Origin of the sequence: Pseudomonas sp. UC 17F4 (genome assembly GCF_900101695.1) — a bacterium.
GTDB lineage: Bacteria > Pseudomonadota > Gammaproteobacteria > Pseudomonadales > Pseudomonadaceae > Aquipseudomonas.
In genome coordinates this window covers 4627532-4645079 of record NZ_FNKV01000001.1, presented here as the reverse complement: position 1 = coordinate 4645079, position 17548 = coordinate 4627532, and the positions used below count along the sequence as shown (strand labels likewise).

General features: G+C 62.2%; 12 protein-coding genes. 5 read left to right on the top strand and 7 right to left on the bottom strand.

All coding sequences use genetic code 11. The features are described from left to right. The 4 genes from BLR26_RS21110 to gloB all read right to left on the bottom strand — a co-directional run bounded on the left by BLR26_RS21110 (position 1) and on the right by gloB (position 6110). Complete coding sequence (locus BLR26_RS21110; protein WP_093385230.1) at positions 1–1854, bottom strand: extracellular solute-binding protein; 1854 nt, start codon at positions 1852–1854, stop codon at positions 1–3. Further along, entirely contained in the window at positions 1851–3680 is a 1830-nt protein-coding gene (locus tag BLR26_RS21105; protein ID WP_093387624.1) for an extracellular solute-binding protein, read from the bottom strand. Before BLR26_RS21105 ends, BLR26_RS21110 begins: the two co-directional genes overlap by 4 nt. A 126-nt stretch (positions 3681–3806) precedes the next feature. Continuing rightward, on the bottom strand, positions 3807–5231 hold the full coding sequence (locus tag BLR26_RS21100) for a LysM peptidoglycan-binding domain-containing protein (RefSeq protein ID WP_093385225.1): 1425 nt from the start codon (positions 5229–5231) through the stop codon (positions 3807–3809). Positions 5232–5330: 99 nt separating this feature from the next. After that, positions 5331–6110 carry a hydroxyacylglutathione hydrolase gene (gene gloB, locus BLR26_RS21095; protein WP_093385220.1) on the bottom strand — a complete coding sequence of 260 codons (780 nt, stop codon included), beginning with the start codon at positions 6108–6110 and terminating at the stop codon, positions 5331–5333. 79 nt (positions 6111–6189) lie between these two features. On the opposite strand from gloB, the gene BLR26_RS21090 reads away from it, so the two are divergent. The 4 genes from BLR26_RS21090 to BLR26_RS21075 all read left to right on the top strand — a co-directional run bounded on the left by BLR26_RS21090 (position 6190) and on the right by BLR26_RS21075 (position 10615). Continuing rightward, complete coding sequence (locus BLR26_RS21090) at positions 6190–6948, top strand: class I SAM-dependent methyltransferase (RefSeq protein WP_093385215.1); 759 nt, start codon at positions 6190–6192, stop codon at positions 6946–6948. Between the two features lie 51 nt (positions 6949–6999). Beyond that, entirely contained in the window at positions 7000–7446 is a 447-nt protein-coding gene (gene rnhA / locus BLR26_RS21085; protein WP_045202106.1) for a ribonuclease HI, read from the top strand. 88 nt (positions 7447–7534) lie between these two features. Beyond that, complete coding sequence (gene dnaQ / locus BLR26_RS21080; protein ID WP_256326779.1) at positions 7535–8281, top strand: DNA polymerase III subunit epsilon; 747 nt, start codon at positions 7535–7537, stop codon at positions 8279–8281. Positions 8282–8359: 78 nt separating this feature from the next. Next, the gene (locus tag BLR26_RS21075) at positions 8360–10615 is read left to right on the top strand and encodes an Orn/Lys/Arg family decarboxylase (protein WP_093385210.1); all 2256 of its coding nucleotides are present in this window, start codon (positions 8360–8362) and stop codon (positions 10613–10615) included. A 6-nt stretch (positions 10616–10621) separates the two neighbouring features. Here the strand turns inward: BLR26_RS21075 and BLR26_RS21070 are convergent, their stop codons facing one another. Further along, positions 10622–10840: a hypothetical protein gene (locus BLR26_RS21070; protein ID WP_038996154.1), complete on the bottom strand. Its 219-nt coding sequence runs from the start codon at positions 10838–10840 to the stop codon at positions 10622–10624. A gap of 150 nt (positions 10841–10990) precedes the next feature. Here BLR26_RS21070 and BLR26_RS21065 point away from each other — a divergent pair, with 150 nt between their 5' ends. After that, on the top strand, positions 10991–11545 hold the full coding sequence (locus BLR26_RS21065) for an NADPH-dependent FMN reductase (RefSeq protein ID WP_093385206.1): 555 nt from the start codon (positions 10991–10993) through the stop codon (positions 11543–11545). 49 nt (positions 11546–11594) lie between these two features. On the opposite strand, the gene BLR26_RS21060 is transcribed toward BLR26_RS21065, so the two are convergent. Continuing rightward, positions 11595–16658 (bottom strand): NEL-type E3 ubiquitin ligase domain-containing protein, encoded by a 5064-nt coding sequence (locus BLR26_RS21060; protein WP_093385202.1) that lies wholly within the window; start codon positions 16656–16658, stop codon positions 11595–11597. Next, positions 16601–17464, bottom strand: a complete 864-nt coding sequence (locus BLR26_RS27220) for a dermonecrotic toxin domain-containing protein (RefSeq protein ID WP_143013301.1) — start codon at positions 17462–17464, stop codon at positions 16601–16603. Before BLR26_RS27220 ends, BLR26_RS21060 begins: the two co-directional genes overlap by 58 nt. Positions 17465–17548 lie beyond the last annotated feature (84 nt).

The following is a 17548-nucleotide window of genomic DNA, read 5'->3' as shown; positions in this document are numbered from 1 at the left end:
CTATTTCGCCCCTTCGGCCGCTTGCGCCTCGGGCGCCGGGTTCAGCGGTACCACCGGCTCGACATCCGGCTTGATCCACCAGGTGTTGATGCCGATGTCGTATTTGGGCGACACCTTGGGGTGGCCGATGTGGTTCCAGTAGGCCACGCGCCAGGTCTTGATGTGCCAGTTGGGGATCACGTAGAAGCCCCATTGCAGCACCCGGTCGAGGGCGCGCGAATGCTCGATCAGGCTTTGTCGCGAATCGGCGTTGATCAACTGCTCGACCAGGGTGTCGATGGCCGGGTCTTTCAGACCGATGAAGTTGCGGCTGCCGGGGTTGTCGGCAGCAGCACTCTGCCAGAACTCGCGTTGCTCGTTGCCCGGCGAGTTGGACTGCGGGTAGCCGCCGACGATCATGTCGAAGTCCCGTGAGCGCAGGCGGTTGATGTACTGCGAAACATCGACCCGGCGAATCACCAGGTCGATGCCCAGGTCGGCGAGGTTGCGCTTGAACGGCAGCAGGATGCGTTCGAACTCGGTCTGGGCCAGGAGAAACTCGATCGACACTGGCTTGCCCTGAGCGTCGACCATCTTGTCGTCGACGATGCGCCAGCCGGCGTCCTGCAGCAGCTTGTAGGCTTTGCGCTGCTGTTCGCGGATCATGCCGCTGCCATCGGTGACCGGGTTGGCGAAGGGCTGGGTGAACACCTGGTCGGGGATCTTGCCGCGCAGCGGTTCGAGAATTTTCAGTTCGGCGGCGTCGGGCAGGCCGGTGGCGGCCATGTCGGAGTTCTCGAAGTAGCTGCGGGTGCGGGTGTAGGCGCCGTTGAACAGCTGCTTGTTGGTCCATTCGAAGTCCAGCAGCAGGCTCAGCGCTTCACGTACCCGCACATCCTGGAACAGCGGGCGGCGGATGTTGTAGACGAAGCCCTGCATGCCGGTCGGGTTACCGTTGGGCAGCTCTTCGAGGATCAGGCGTTTCTGCCGTACGGCTGGCACGTCGTAGGCGGTGGCCCAGCTCTTGGCGGCGGTTTCCAGGCGGTAGTCGAACTGGCCGGCCTTGAGCGCTTCGAGGGTGACGGCGCTATCGCGGTAATAGTCGGTGGTCATCTCGTCGAAGTTGTAAAAGCCGCGATTGACCGCCAGGTCCTTGCCCCAGTAGTCCTTGACCCGCTCGTAGCGAATCGAACGCCCCGGCTTGACCTCGGCGACCTTGTACGGGCCGCTGCCCAGGGGAACTTCGAGGTTGCCCTTGGTGAACTCACGGTTTTCCCAGAAGTGCTTGGGCAACACCGGCAACTGGCCGAGGATCAGCGGCAGCTCGCGGTTGTTGCTGTGCTTGAACTTGAACAATACCCGCTGCGGATCTTCGGCGATCACTTCGGCGACGTCGGCGTAGTAACCGCGGTACAGCGGTGCGCCGTGCTTGATCAGGGTGTTGAAGGTGAACACCACGTCTTCAGCCTGCATCGGCTGGCCGTCATGAAAACGTGCTTCGGGGCGCAGGTAGAAGCGTACCCAGCTGTTGTCCGGAGCTTTCTCGATCTTGCCGGCGACCAGGCCGTACTCGGTGAAGGGCTCATCCAGGCTTTGGGTCATCAGAGTGTCGTAGATCAGGCCGATGTCGTCGGCGGAAACACCCTTGTTGATGAACGGGTTGAGGCTGTCGAAGCCGCCGAAGCCGGCCTGGCGGAAGGTGCCGCCCTTGGGCGCGTCGGGGTTGACGTAGTCGAAGTGCTTGAAGCCTGCCGGGTATTTCGGCGCTTCATCGTAAAGGGTCAGGGCGTGTTGCGGTGCAGCCAGTGCCTGGCCACCGAGGCAGGCCAGCAGCAGTGCGCAGGCCTTCAGGCGCAGGCGGGACATTGGCATCATTGGGCTTTCTCCGAAGGCTTGATCCACCAGCTGTTGAGCCCCAGGGTATAGGGCGGCGTGGCCACAAAGGCAAAGCGATTGCGGTAGGCCAGGCGGTGGTTGTCGAGATACCAGTTGGGAATCATGTAGTACTGCCACAGCAGCACCCGGTCCAGGGCGCGGGCGGCGGCCACTTGGTCTTCACGGCTCTGGGCGGCCAGCAGGGTGTCGAGCAGGTGATCGACCACCGGGTCTTTCACGCCAGCATAGTTCTTGCTGCCCTTGGTCGAGGCCTGGCTTGAGTGAAAGTACAGCCATTGTTCAAGGCCCGGGCTCAGGGTCTGGTTCAGGGTCATCAGAATCATGTCGAAGTCGAACTGGTCCAGGCGTTGTTTGTACTGGGCCCGGTCTACCGTGCGCAAGCGTGCTTCGATGCCAATGCTGGCGAGATTTTCGACATAAGGTTGCAGGATCCGTTCAAGGTTCGGATTGACCAGCAACAGTTCCAGCTTCAAGGGTTGCCCGGCGCTGTTGAGCAGGCGTTGGCCATTGAGCTTCCAGCCGGCCTGGCCGAGCAGCTCGAGGGCCTGGCGCAAGGTCTGGCGGTTGATGCCTTGGCCGTCGGTGTGGCTCACCGTGTAGGGGGCGGTGAACAGCGCTGCCGGCAGTTGTTTGCGGTAGGGCGCCAGCAGCAGCCACTCCTTGCCCACCGGCAGGCCGCTGGCGGCGAACTCGCTGTTGGGGTAGTAACTGGTGGCGCGCTGGTAGGCGCTGCTGAACAGGGCGCGGTTGGTCCACTCGAAGTCGAGCATCAGCCCCAGTGCCTGGCGAACCCGCGCATCGCTGAAGGTCGCCCGGCGACTGTTCATGAACAGGCCCTGGGTCTGGGTTGGAATCTTGTGCGGGATCTGTGCCTTGATCACATCGCCGCGGCGCACCGCCGGGAAGTTGTAGCCGTTGGCCCAGTTCTTCGCCTGGTGCTCGATGTAGATGTCGAACTCACCAGCCTTGAAGGCTTCGAAGGCCACTGCGCTGTCGCGATAGAACTCGTACTCGACGCGGTCGACGTTGTACTTGCCGCGGTTCACCGCCAGGTCCTTGCCCCAGTAGTTCTTCACCCGCTCGAACACCAGGCGTCGCCCGGGCTGCACCTGGGTGATGCGGTAGGGGCCACTGCCCAAAGGCGGCTCGAAGGTGGTGGCCTTGAAGTCGCGGCCTTTCCAGTAGTGTGCCGGCAGCACCGGCATCTCGCCCAGGCGCAGGATCAGCAGCGGGTTGCCGGCGCGCTTGAAGACAAAGCGGATGCGTCGCGGGTTGAGGATATCGACGCGTTTGACTTCCTGCAGGTTGGTCCGGTAGATCGGATGGCCTTCCTTGAGCAGGGTGCGATAGGAGAACGCCACGTCGCTGGCGGTAATCGGCTTGCCATCGTGAAAGCGCGCTTCGGGGCGCAGGTTGAACACCACCCAGCTGCGGTCTTCGCTGTACTCGACCGAGCCTGCGATCAGGCCATAGCTTGAAGTGGGCTCATCACCGGAGGGGTCGTACTGGCCGGTGCCGACCATCAGGGTTTCGTTCAGCTCGCTCACCCCGTACTGCAAGAAGTTCGGCGTGGTGACTGGGCTTGAGCCCTTGAAGGTGTAGGGGTTGAGGGTGTCGAAGGTGCCAAATGCCATGGCGCGCAAGGTGCCGCCCTTGGGCGCTTGCGGATTGACCCAGTCGAAGTGGGTGAATTTGGCTGGATACTTGAGCGTGCCGAACTGGGCGTAACCGTGGCTTTCGCTGATTGTTGCGCCCGCGGGAAAGCTCAAGGCCAGGCTGAGTGACAGCAACAGGAGGGGACGTATCAAGTCGAGATCCGATCCAGGCGGCTTGGGCTTTATTCCAGCTACAGTAACAGCTTGTATCGACTGGAAAAAGAGTGCCGCGTGGGGCGGGGCAGGTGGCTCCGGTCAGTGACCGGAGCACGAACCTCAATGGTTGAGGTAGACGGTCAGGGTCTGGCCTGGCTTGAGGGCGTGGCCGCTGCGTGGGTTCCAGCGCTTGAGATGCTGCATCTCGACGTTGAAGCGCTTGGCCACCAGGTACAGCGAGTCGCCTTTGCGCACCTTGTACTGGGTGGATTTCTTCTGGTTCTTGGCGCCAACCGGCTGGGCGTTCTGCATCACCAGGGTCTGGCCGGCCTTGAGGTTCTTGCCGGAAAGCTTGTTCCAGCGCTGCAAGTCCTTGACGCTGACCTTGTTGGCCTTGGCGATGCTGGCCAGGTTGTCGCCACGCTTGACCCGGTAACGGCTGTTACGGGTTGTGGTGGTGCGCGGCGCCGCTTCGGCCATGGCAGCTTCGAACACGGCCTTTTTCGGCTGCAGGGTCAGCAGCTCTTCAGGCTTCATGTTCGACAGCGAAGCGGTCAGCAGTTGCGCCTTGGCGGTCGGCACCAGCAGTTGCTGCGGGCCGTCGACGGTCATGCGCTTCTTGAAGGCCGGGTTGAGCTGGAACAGTTCGTCTTCGTCGATCTCGGCCAGGGCTGCGACCCGTGACAGGTCGAGGCGGTCCTTGATCGCCACGGCTTCGAAGTAGGGCTCGTTGGCAATCGGGTTGAGGTTGACGCCATAGGCTTGCGGCGTCATCACCACCTGCGACAGGGCCAGCAGTTTGGGCACGTAGTCGCGGGTTTCCTGCGGCAGCGGCAGGTTCCAGTAGTCGGTTGGCAGGCCGAGCTTCTCGTTGCGCTCGATGGCGCGGCTGACCGTGCCTTCACCGGCGTTGTAGGCGGCCAGGGCCAGCAGCCAGTCGCCGTTGAACATGTCGTGCAGGCGGGTCAGGTAGTCCAGCGCGGCGTTGGTCGAGGCGGTGATATCGCGACGGCCATCGTAGAAGCGGGTCTGGCGCAGGTTGAAGTAACGCCCGGTGGACGGAATGAACTGCCACAGCCCCACCGCATGGGCCCGGGAGTAGGCCATGGGGTTGTAGGCACTCTCGATTGCCGGCAGCAGCGCCAGCTCCAGCGGCATGTTGCGCTCTTCGAGGCGTTCGACGATGTAGTGGATGTACAGGCTGCCACGGTCGCCGGCGGTTTCGAGGAACGAAGGATTACTGGCGAACCACAGGCGTTGCTGTTCGATGCGCGGGTTGACCGCAACTCCGTCCTGCAGCACGAAGCCCTGGCGCATGCGCTCCCAGACGTCCTGGGGGGCCTGCTCGACGACCGGCTTGACCGGTACGATCAACGGCTTCTGCTTGGCCCGGGCCTGGTAGTTGTGCGCGCGAACGCTGTCGGATTCGTCGACTTGACGGGTGCTCTGGCAGCCCACGAGGGTGGCGGCCAGGGCCAGCGCACTGGCTTGGGCCAGGCGCGTCAGGGCGACGGAATTGAAGGTTCTGCGGCTAGTGGACGACATTGGCTGGGACGAAGTTCCGGGCAAAAATGTCGGGGGATTCTAGAAAGCGGCCCCCCAACGGTCAACCTTTCAGAACTTTCCGTCACCAGCAGCGGCTGTTTAGAACGTATCTTTCCAAGCACGCAACCCAGCAAAAACAGCACTTGGCGTAGGGTTTAAGTGGTCAATCCGTTCGTCTAGTTTTTCTTTAACGGATGTTTCGGTGGTCCGCAGAAAGGGGTTGGTGAGCTTTTCCAGGGCCAGGGTTGATGGCAACGTGATGCGATCTTGTGCCCTAAGCTGGGTAACGTCGGCGAAGCGTTGGGCAATGTGCGGGTTTTCAGGCTCCACCGCCTGGGCGAAGCGCAGGTTGCTCAGGGTGTATTCGTGGGTGCAATACACCAGGGTGGCGGCGGGCAGCGCGGCCAGGCGCTGCAGGGAGTGGTGCATCTGCTCCGGCGTGCCCTCGAACAGGCGCCCGCAACCGGCGGCGAACAGGGTGTCGCCGCAGAACAGCACCGGGGTGGTTGTTTGCGGGCAATAATAGGCAATGTGTCCCAGGGTGTGTCCAGGCACCGCGATAACCTGGAAATCCAGGCCCAGAACGCGCACGCTGGCGTTGTCCTCCAGGGCCTGGTCACGGCCAGGGATGCGCTCGTGGGCCGGGCCGTAGACGGTCGCGCCGGTGTGCGACTTGAGCTGCTCGACGCCACCGACATGATCGTGGTGGTGATGGGTAATGAGGATGTCGCTCAGTCGCCAGCCGGGATGGCGCTCAAGCCAGGCCAGGACGGGCGCGGCATCGCCTGGATCGACCACCGCGCAACGCTGGTTGGCAGCATCTTGCAACAACCAGATGTAGTTATCGTTGAAAGCGGGCAGGGCATCGATCTGTATCATGGTGCGATTCGCCAAACGGTGGACATGGGTGCATCTTAGTAGCTATGCGCGCTGTCGAGAACCTTCAAGGGAGACTGCAATGACCGATCAAGCCTTCGCCCAGGCCGATCCGCAGTGGCTGGAGCTGATCAGCCTGGCCCGCGACTGGTTCGCCGGCCCGTTGGGGCAAATGATGCTCAAAGAAGAGCAACGCCTGCTCGAAGAGGAACTGGGGCGTTACTTCGGCGGTTACCTGGTGCATTACGGCCCCTGCGCCGAAGCACCGCCCAAGGCCCCGCAGGTGCAGCGTAACGTGCGCCTCGGCGCGCCGCTGCCAGGGGTCGAGATCGTCTGTGAAGAACAGGCCTGGCCACTGAGCGAACATGCCGCCGACGTCGTGGTGCTGCAACATGGCCTGGACTTCAGCCTGTCGCCCCATGGCCTGCTGCGCGAGGCCGCCAGCAGTGTGCGCCCGGGTGGTCATTTGCTGATCGTCGGCATCAACCCCTGGAGCAGTTGGGGCGTACGCCGGGTGTTCGCCCATGATGCCTTGCGCAAGGCGCGCTGCATTTCCCCGTCGCGGGTTGGCGACTGGCTCAACCTGCTGGGTTTCGCGCTGGAGAAACGCCACTTCGGGTGCTATCGTCCGCCGCTCGCATCCCCCGCCTGGCAACAGCGCCTGGCCGGCTGGGAGCGGATCGCCGGTGGCTGGCAGAGTGCTGGTGGCGGTGTCTACCTGCTGGTGGCGCGCAAGATGGTGGTCGGCCTGCGGCCCCTGCGCCTGGAGCGCCGCGAGCCGATGGGCAAACTGCTGCCGCTGCCGATGGCCAAGGTCAACCGGCGCCATTCCGAACCCTGAGTTCCGGGCCCCCTGGGCGCGGGGCCAAATCATTGATGAAAAAGGCTGTAAATGAGCGATAGCGTCGAAATCTTCACCGATGGTGCCTGCAAGGGCAACCCCGGCCCGGGCGGCTGGGGTGTGCTGATGGTGTGCAAGGGCGTCGAAAAGGAGCTGTGGGGCGGCGAACGCGAGACCACCAACAACCGTATGGAACTGATGGCGGCGATCAAGGGCCTGGAAGCGCTCAAGCGCGAGTGCGAAGTGCTGCTGGTCACCGACTCCCAGTACGTGATGAAAGGCATCACCGAGTGGATGGTCAACTGGAAAAAACGCGGCTGGAAAACCGCCGCCAAAGAACCGGTAAAGAACGCCGACCTCTGGCAGTTGCTCGATGAACAGGTGGGCCGGCACAAAGTGACCTGGAAATGGGTCCGCGGGCATATTGGCCATCATGGCAACGAGCGTGCCGATCAACTGGCTAACCGCGGTGTTGACGAGGTCCGTGGTCTGCGTTGACTACACCGGCCGCCACTCGCCCTTGAGCTGAGGTAGAATGGCCGGCTTTTCACCAGACTGTACGCGGCAGGAGACCATCGGCGTGGAGATTCAGAACAACAGGTCGGTCGTCCTCGACACCGAAACCACCGGTATGCCGGTGACTGACGGCCACCGGGTCATCGAGATCGGTTGTGTCGAGCTGATGGGCCGGCGCCTGACCGGGCGCCATTTCCACGTCTACCTGCAGCCGGACCGCGAGAGTGACGAGGGCGCCATTGGCGTCCACGGCATCACCGACTCCTTCCTGCTCGACAAGCCGCGCTTTGCTGAAGTCGCCGATGAATTCTTCGAGTTCATTCAGGGCGCCCAGCTGATCATCCACAACGCGGCGTTCGACGTTGGCTTCATCAACAACGAATTCGCTTTGCTCGGCCAGCACGATCGCGCCGACATCTCCCAGCATTGCACTATCCTCGACACCCTGATGATGGCCCGCTCGCGTCATCCGGGGCAGCGCAACAGCCTCGATGCGTTGTGCAAACGCTATGGTGTCGACAACTCCGGCCGTGAGCTGCACGGCGCACTGCTCGACTCCGAGCTGCTGGCCGACGTCTACCTGAGCATGACCGGTGGCCAGACCAGCCTGTCGCTGGCCGGCCACGGTGCCGATGGCGAAGAGGAGGGCGACGACAACCGCGGCAGCGAAATTCGCCGCCTGCCTGCCAGTCGCCAGCCGGGGCGGATCATTCGCGCCAGCGAGCAGGAGCTCGAGCTGCACATGGCGCGTCTGGAAGCCATCGCCAAGTCCGCCGGTGGCCCGGCGCTGTGGCAGCAGTTGTCCGAAGCAAACTGAGGCAATTTGCCGCGCAGGGGCGCTGGCGACCTTCTACCCTGAGGTGACAGAGCTGTCACCCGGAGGAAGCGCCCGCCCATGTACAAGGACCTCAAGTTCCCCGTCCTCATCGTGCATCGCGACATCAAGGCCGATACGGTCGCTGGCGAGCGTGTTCGCGCAATTGCCCAGGAGCTGGCCCAGGACGGCTTCACCATCCTGCCGGCCGTCGATTACGCCGAAGGCCGCCTGGTCGCCGCCACCCATCACGGCCTGGCGTGCATGCTGATTGCTGCCGAAGGCGCTGGGGAAAACACTCACCTTTTACAGAACATGGTCGAACTGATTCGCCTGGCCCGGGTGCGTGCACCGCACCTGCCGATCTTCGCCCTGGGCGAGCAGGTGACCCTGGAGAATGCCCCTGCCGATGTCATGAGCGAGCTGAACCAGCTGCGCGGCATTCTCTACCTGTTCGAAGACACCGTGCCGTTTCTCGCCCGCCAGGTGGCGCGGGCCGCGCACAGTTATCTGGATGGCTTGCTGCCGCCCTTTTTCAAGGCGCTGGTACAGCACACCGCGCAATCGAACTACTCATGGCACACCCCCGGCCATGGCGGTGGCGTGGCCTATCGCAAAAGCCCGGTCGGCCAGGCCTTTCACCAGTTCTTCGGCGAGAACACCCTGCGTTCGGACCTGTCGGTGTCGGTCCCTGAGCTGGGCTCGCTGCTCGATCACACCGGGCCGCTGGCGGCCGCCGAGGCGCGGGCGGCAAAGAATTTCGGTGCCGACCATACCTTTTTTGTGATCAATGGCACTTCCACCGCCAACAAGATTGTCTGGCACTCGATGGTCGGTCGAGATGACCTGGTGCTGGTCGACCGCAACTGCCACAAGTCGGTGGTCCACGCGATCATCATGACCGGGGCCATCCCTTTGTACCTGTGCCCGGAGCGCAACGAGCTGGGGATCATCGGGCCAATCCCGCTGAGCGAATTCAGCCAGGCCTCGATTGCCGCCAAGATCAGCGCCAACCCCCTGGCCCGTGGCCTTCCGCCCAGGGTCAAGCTGGCGGTGGTGACCAACTCCACCTATGACGGCTTGTGCTACAACGCCGAGCTGATCAAGCAGGAACTGGGCAACAGTGTCGAGGTGTTGCATTTTGATGAGGCCTGGTATGCCTACGCGGCGTTTCACGAGTTCTTCCGCGGGCGTTACGCCATGGGCACTTCGCGCAGTGCCGACAGCCCGCTGGTGTTCAGCACTCACTCGACCCACAAGCTGCTGGCTGCCTTCAGCCAGGCGTCGATGATCCATGTGCAGGACGGAGGCGCCCGCCAGCTGGACCGCGACCGCTTCAACGAAGCCTTCATGATGCATATTTCCACCTCGCCGCAGTACAGCATCCTCGCCTCGCTGGATGTCTCTTCGGCGATGATGGAAGGCCCGGCCGGGCGCTCCTTGCTGCAGGAAATGTTCGATGAGGCGCTGAGCTTTCGCCGGGCCATGGCCAACCTGCGTGAGCACATGGCCGCTGATGACTGGTGGTTCAGCATCTGGCAGCCGCCGCTGGCGGACGGTGCACGGCGGCTCGCCACCGAAGACTGGCTGTTGCAGCCCCAGGCCGACTGGCACGGTTTCGCTGATGTCAGTGACGATTACGTGCTGCTCGACCCGATCAAGGTCACCCTGGTGATGCCCGGGCTCAGTGCCGGCGGCGCCTTGAGCGAGCATGGCATCCCGGCCGCGGTGGTCAGCAAGTTTCTCTGGGAGCGCGGCTTGGTGGTGGAAAAGACCGGGCTCTACACCTTCCTGGTGTTGTTCTCGATGGGCATCACCAAGGGCAAATGGAGCACGCTGCTGACCGAGTTGCTTGAGTTCAAGCGCAACTACGATGCCAACACCCGCCTGCTCGAATGCCTGCCCTGCGTCGCCCAGCTCGATCCAGTGCGTTACCAGGGCCTGGGCTTGCGCGACCTGTGTGACCAGTTGCACGCTTGCTACCGCAGCAATGCCACGGCCAAGCAACTCAAGCGCCTGTTCACGCGTTTGCCGGAAGTGGTGATGAAACCTGCCGATGCCTATGACCGGATGGTGCGCGGGGAGGTCGAGGCGGTGCCGATCGAGCAGTTACTCGGGCGCATCGCTGCGGTGATGCTGGTGCCCTATCCGCCGGGCATTGCGTTGATCATGCCGGGGGAGCGCTTTACCGAGGCGACCCGTTCGATCATCGACTACCTGGCCTTTGCTGCTGCCTTCGACAGCGGCTTTCCCGGTTTTGTCGCCGATGTCCATGGGTTGCAGCATGAAACCACAGCGCAGGGACGGGTCTATACCGTCGATTGCATCAAGGCCTGAGCGGGCTCAAGGAATGCGGATGATTTCCACGCCACTCTGGACCAGCTCAAAACGGTCTTCACCCAGGTGGTTGACCCGGTCACCGATTGCCAGCTTGTAGGTGGTAATGGGCAGGGATGCGGCGCTTCCGTCGGCCTGCAGGGTGGCTTCCTGGAACTCATGAACGGGATAGATGCGGCCCTCGGCGTCCCGTGCATGAAACTGTCCGACCAGTACTGCTGTCATTTACCGTACAACCTCTGAAGAAATAAGTATCTGTCAGGCATAGACCACTGTTTTGCCTGGTAAGTTTTGCCTGTATGGAAAAAAACTTCAGGGCCGTGCCGGATCATCTATACCTACAACTCCCTTTGTTCATCACATCAGGAATTTGCCATGAGCCAGGTGTATTCAGTCGCCGTCGTCGTCGGCAGCTTGCGCAAGGAATCCCTCAACCGCAAAGTCGCCCGCGCGCTGGCCGAGCTTGCGCCATCCAGCCTCAAGCTGCACATCGTCGAAATTGGCGAGCTGGCCTTGTACAACGAGGATATCGACGTCAATCCGCCGCAGGCCTACAAAACGTTTCGCGAGCAGATTCGCGGCAGTGATGCGCTGCTGTTTGTCACCCCCGAGTACAACCGCTCGGTGCCGGGAGTGTTGAAGAATGCCATCGATGTGGGCTCGCGGCCCTATGGCCAGAGCGCCTGGAGTGGCAAGCCCGGGGCGGTGATCAGTGTGTCGCCGGGGGCGGTGGGCGGCTTTGGTGCCAACCATCACCTGCGCCAGTCGCTGGTGTTCCTTGATGTGCCGTGCATGCAGCAGCCTGAAGCGTACATCGGTGGGGCGGGAACGCTGTTTGACGACAACGGCAAGCTGTCGGAGAAGACCCGGCCGTTCCTGCAGACCTTTATCGACAAGTTCGCCGTGTGGGTCGCGCGCCACCAGAACTGAGGCATTGCACCGGCCACCTTACTCAAGGCTGGCCGGTGCAAAGGCAGGTTCAACGTTGCTGTTGCCCTGCCAGGTTGGTCAGCGCCTCGATCAGGTTGCTTTCGTTGCGCTTGAACTGTTGCTCCAGCGCGGTGATGCGTGCGGCAATCTGGTCGGGGTTGTCATCCGGATAGAGGTCGTACAGCTCCAGTACCTCGGCCTCGTAGGCAGACTTGAGCGCCATGAAACGATCGGCGTGGCTCTCGCGCAGGTAATCCACCCAGAAGTCCCGCCCCCTGGCGAAGTCGAGGAAGGCCTGGCCGCCTTCGCCCTGGCGTACCTGGTTCAACGCAGCATCCAGTTCCCCGGGGCGAATGTTGGCGGCCGTTCGGTACAACATGTTGCTCGGCGGCACCGGCAGGTCCAGATCACGGGCCCATTGCAGGCGATAGGCCAGGCGCACTTCGGCTTCGTCGCGGCTACCGGCCTGTTCGCGGGCGGCATTGTCCAGAGCCTCCAGCCGGTACAGGCGGCGGGTGAGGGCGTACAGGGAACTGCCCCGCTGTTCGGCGGCAACGCCCTGCAGCGATTGACGAATGAATACCTGGATTTCCATCTGGTTGAAGGCCAGGCGTATGCCGTCAGGGCAGGTGTCGCGCTGCCTGATCTGCTGCAAGGGTTCGGCACCCATACCGTTGAGGACCAGGCGCAGCTCTGTGTCATTGGCGGCTACCTCGAGCACGCCCCAAACCCGTTCGGTAAGGCCATTGCGGCTACTAGCATCGCGATAGTCGGCGCTGTGTTCCAGATGGCTGATGACCCCCAGCAGGTCGCTGGCGTCTGCGCCGTCTTCGATCTGTTGCCAGATACCTCTGCGTATCGCACTGCGGTCCTCAGCACCGCTTAGCCAGACATCCGCACCGGATTCGGCTTCTTCAGGGGAAGAGGGGGAAGACTCGCTTGAATAGTGTGGTTCACGCTCCAGGGCACGGATATCGGGCGGCAAGTCCATATAGAAGTCGTAGGCGCGATTGAAACCTTCGGACAAGTGTGCGCGACGCATGCTCTCGTGGCTCAACGGGTTGCCGGTCAGGGAAATTTCAGTGTGATGCTCTTCAGTACGTGGGTTGGCGAGAATTCGCTCGGGCAATTCGCGCAACTGGTTGGCAACCAGCGACAGGCGTTGCATCGGACCGGGCAGCAGCGTGTCCAGCCATTGCGGCCAGGTTTGCAGGCCGACATTGTTGAGGCTCAACTGCTCGATGTTGCGCAATGCAGAGGCATCGGTAATCTCGCCGATAACATTTGCGTCAAGTTGCAGCTCAGTCAGCCCTGGCATGAGTTGCAGCGTCGCCAGCGCCGACTGATCGATGCTCAAGCCCAGGTCGATCAGGCTCAGGTGTGCCAGCATCCGCAGTTGCGGCAAAGCTGTATTCAAGCTGCCCAGCGGGGTGACATGCCCCTCGATGTGCAAACTGTCGAGGTAGGGAAAGTCACTGAGAAACCGATGCAATTCACTGGCGTTGGTGTCCACGCGCAGAAGCTGCAGCCTGCGCAGGCGATGATAGAAAAACGCCGGCAATCGCCTGGGGAAGTCGTTCAAGGCAATTGCCTCGACGCGCAAGGCGCCAACGTGGCCATGTGTTGGTTCGTGGCTCCACAAGTCGTGCACCAGGCGGCCCAGGCGGCGCCTGGAGGCAATCTGTTCATCGCGTAGCGGTGCGCCTGAGTGGGACGCTTCGGCCCACTGCACAAAGGCTTCATCCAGCTCCGCACGTTCCTGGGTCATGACATCCAGGATGGCGCGAAGATTCTCTGCAATGGTCAGTTCAAAGCTGAAGCGTCTGCCTTCACCTTCACTCAGACGCATGCGGATCAGGGTGTCCCGCGAAAGCTCGTTGTTCAGTAACGAAACCCGGGTGTGATGCCCGCTACCGATGGGGTTTTCCAGCACGGCGGCGGGTACCGTGGTGATCTGGTTGTCGGCCAGGGAGACTTCGGCAATTGCATTCAGGTTGGCGCTGTCGAGCCACTGTGGCCAGCTGCGAAGGCTGGTGCGGTTCAGCCCCAGGTACTGCAGGTTCAAGCCGCTGAGGTCGATGTTGCCGAGTATGTTGAGGGTGTTGCCGCTCAGGTCCAGGCGTTGAAGCTGGCTGAAACCCCGGTAGAGGTTGATTTCGGCCTGGCCGATGTACAACCGGGTATCGATCAGGCTCAGTTCGCGCAGTTGCGGGTAATGTTCCAGCACCGTCTGGCCGATGAAGGGATAGCTGGGTTGGCCAAAGCTCTGGCCGAAAAGCACTGACTTTACCTGGGGGAGGTGTTGGAAGAAGCGGCCCAGTATGTTGCGCTCGTTGTCCAGGTCGATCAGCGGATTGCCCGGCGCAACGTCAGGGTTCACGTTCCACAGTTGCAGCTCCTGCACGCGCTGCTGGATGAAATCGGGCAATTGCGCAGGGAAGTCGATCAGGTAAACGTCTGCGAGTTGCAACGCGGTGGTGGCTTGACTCAGTTCGGGCAGGTTGTTGGCGCGCCAGTGACGCCACAACGCCTCGGCGATGCGTGTGCGGCTGTTCATGCGCGCAGCGCTCAAGGGCGGCATTGAACTGGCGGCATCGGTCCAGTTGGAAAGGTGATCGCGCAGGCTCTGTTGCTCTGCAAGTAACTGATCCAGGCGCTGGTCGATGTCCGCACGGCTCCACTGCGCGTCGTAGAACATCTGCAGGATCTGCTCGGGAAAGGCGTGCTCGAATTCAAGCAGACGGATCTTGTCCAGCAGCGTCTCTTCAAGGATGAAGCCCGCCAGCCTGCCGCGTCCGCTCAACGGGAAACCAAGCCTGCCATCGGCCAGGCGCATCGGGGAGCGGGCGCCGGGCTTGAGCGCTTGCATCTTCAGCACGGCTCTCAAGCTGTGCCGGGCCAGTAGCGGTTGCGACTGTACGGCCTGTTTGAGCGCTGCGTGCTGGCTGACGTCGGCAAAGCCCAGGGCACTGCGTTGGGCGTCCGGCAGCGCGTGCAGGACTGTGGCATAAAGGTTGTCACGGCCATGCAATTGGCGTCCGTCGGCCTCGTAGGTGCGGTAGGTGGTGCCATCGCTGACCAGGATCTTGCGAATGGGCGCTTCGCTGCTGCCGATGCTGTCGAGTAGCGCCCCCTGGGTTGAACCCTCGCGGACCTCCAGGCGTACGTCGGTGGACCAGCCGTATAGAGTGCCCAGGGTATGCAGCGCCAGCCGCTCGCTGTCGGAACTGCTGCCAGCGTCCAGATACAGCCCTTCATACGCACGATTCAGACGCAGCTTATGCTGGTAGGCACGGGCTTCTTCGCCAATTCGTACAGGAATGCGCGCATTGACACGCAATTGTTCAAGTTCTGCCGGGCTGGCGTGGCGCAGCAGTTCCTCGACCACCACCGTGGGCAGGCCGCTGAAGGATTGCTGGACCTGCAGCACCGGGCCAGCGTCGGTTTTTTGCAGTGCCTGGTAGCGTTCATTGAACAGTCGGGTTTTGTGGGTTTTTGCCTGGGTCGCCAGTTGTTGCTGTAACTGGCGTTTCGCTGTGGTGAAGTTGGGCTCGCCTGAACCCAGCGGGTGTTGCAGCAGTCCTTCGAGCTCTGCCTTGGTCATTTGCCGCATCAGTGCATCGAGAACGTCATCACCACCGAGCCGCACCTGCAGGGGGCGGGGCAGCGCATTGCCACTTTGGCTGTGGTACTGCGCAAGCACCTTACCCTGCTCATCGAGCACGGTCAGCGCTTGGCCGTTCGGCCAGCCGTGCGCCTCGGCCAGTAGTTGCAGTTGCAGGGCCGGTTCGGCGTGCGGATCTCCTGCCTCCAGTAGCTGGGTGAAGCGGTCAAGCTCATGTTCCAGACGGAAGCGGTGTAGCGTGTCGCTGAACAGGGCGGGTGGGTGCAGGCCTTCGCTCAATGCGTGACGCAGTTGTGCCTGATGGGTTTCGCTGACGCGCATGATGGTGCTGGCGACTTCATCGGAGAACTCGGCGCCGGCATGTCCGAGCCGTCGAAACAGGCGGATGCCTTCCCACTCAAGCGGCTGGTCGGTAACCTGCAGCCAGGCGCCTGCCTGGTTATGGCGCAAAGGCGGCTCGTAGGCGCCCATGCGCCACGGATGTTCCAGCCGGTAGGGCGCGCTGGCAGCGGGCGGCTTGACCGCGTAGGTGCGGCCTTCGAGCACCAGCCATTGTCGGCCCTGGTAGTCGTAGAGCCCGGAGGCATTGGGTTGCAACTCGGCGGGTAGCCTGACGTCTTGGGCGAATGGCTGCAGGTCGGGTTTCCACAGGCGCGTGCTGCCATCGGCCAGTTGCACGCTCTGCATCTGCCTGACCAGCTCAGGGGCTGGTACCGCAGCGCCGCCCCCTGCCGCCGAGAGGCCTCCCAGGGCGGCGATCATCGCCAGGTTTTCGACCACATCCATCAGGTAGCCCCAGGCTTGCTGGCTCTCGCCCCTGGCCAGGCTCTCGATGCCTTCATAGACTTCGTTGCACAGTTGTACGGCGGTGACGGCCAGCATCACCTCGCCGAGCACCGGCACCACGAACGCGGCGATATTGAGCACGTTGAGCGTAGTCTGGACAAAGTACAGCAGCTTGTCTTGCAGCGACTTGTGGTCCTCGGCGGCCGTGGGCACGCCGTGAAACAGGGCATCGTCCTTGAGCTGGGTGATTTTTTGCTGGTACAGCGCGTTGAGCAGGTTGCCGAAAAAGGTACCTTCGCGCAGGTGCAGGCTGGCGTTGCGGTCGAGTTTTTCTTCGTAGTAGCCCGCGGCACTGTTCCAGACCTTGGGATAGAAAGCCTGGTGCAGGCGAGCAAACAACCGCGCGCGCTGGCGTGCAGGTACAAATCGGGCAAAGAACTGCTGGTAGTCCGGCTTCAGAAAGCTGTCACGCAGGGACGCGAAAAAGTGCGCAAGCGAGGGGTACTCCCTGAGCGGGTCGTAGGGGTCATCGGGAATGTAGACCACGACCTTTTCGCTGTGCTGGCTGGCACTGCGGTCTTTACCGAAGACAACGATGGCGCTGAGTTCGACATCCCAGAGTTTGAGAAAGTTACGGGTTATCGTTATCCCGTCCAGGGTTGCCGGTTTGTTTCGAGCGATATCCAGCAATACGCCATGCATCTGCGGGCTGATGGTTTTTTCAACCGCGCAATGTGCGTATGCAGGAGGAACGTCGATTGCTCGAGCTGTTTGAAGTCGGCGCGCACGTTGGCGCTGGCGGCGTCGGCAGCATCACCAGCAGCGGACTCCGGGTTGAGTACGCGGTGTATCAACTGTTGGTAGGTACCGCCCAGGTCAAGTTCGCGGCACAGGGCAGCAAACTGCTCGGGAACGATTTTCAGCGGCGACTCGTCGGGGTAGCGCCCGGGCCGGTTGAGTGCCGGGTCGGAGTAGTAGATGCGCGAGGCGATCGATGTCCGCCCGCGATCGTCAGTCATGGCGCCCGGCGCGGCTTCCCAGGCTTCGAAGTTCTGCAGGGCACAGGCCAGCAGCGACTGGGTGGCAGCTTTGATCGCGGCACCAGCCTTGACCGCTGGATCCTGCGACAACGTCAGGAAAGAGCCGTCGCTGACCACGCGCCGGGCATGGAACAGATAACTGTTGTGCACATCGACATCCAGGCCGAATCGCTCCTGCAGCTTGGCTTTCAACAAGGGTTCGGCATAGGACTCGATGGCCGGAAGTGCGGCAAGTATCTCGTGGACCCGCTGCTCGTGGCGGCGATGGCGGATATACACCCTTTGCAGCTGTTCCAGTGTCTGCGCATCGGTATGCCGTGCATCAGCCAGCCAGGGCAATGTCTGCACGTCGACCTTGCGTAGCGCAGCATGAGTGGCGGCAGGGGCGCTGATCAGCCACGCGGGTAGCTTGCTTGAGATGGGTGTGAAATCGGTTGGTCGGGTAGGGGAGCTGAGGTCAACAGACATGAATTAAAACCTTCTTCCTTGAGGTGTAGGCACTGAGCGTACGGTGGAAAGCTCAAGGGAAAAAGTTTGAATGTTGGTTGGGAA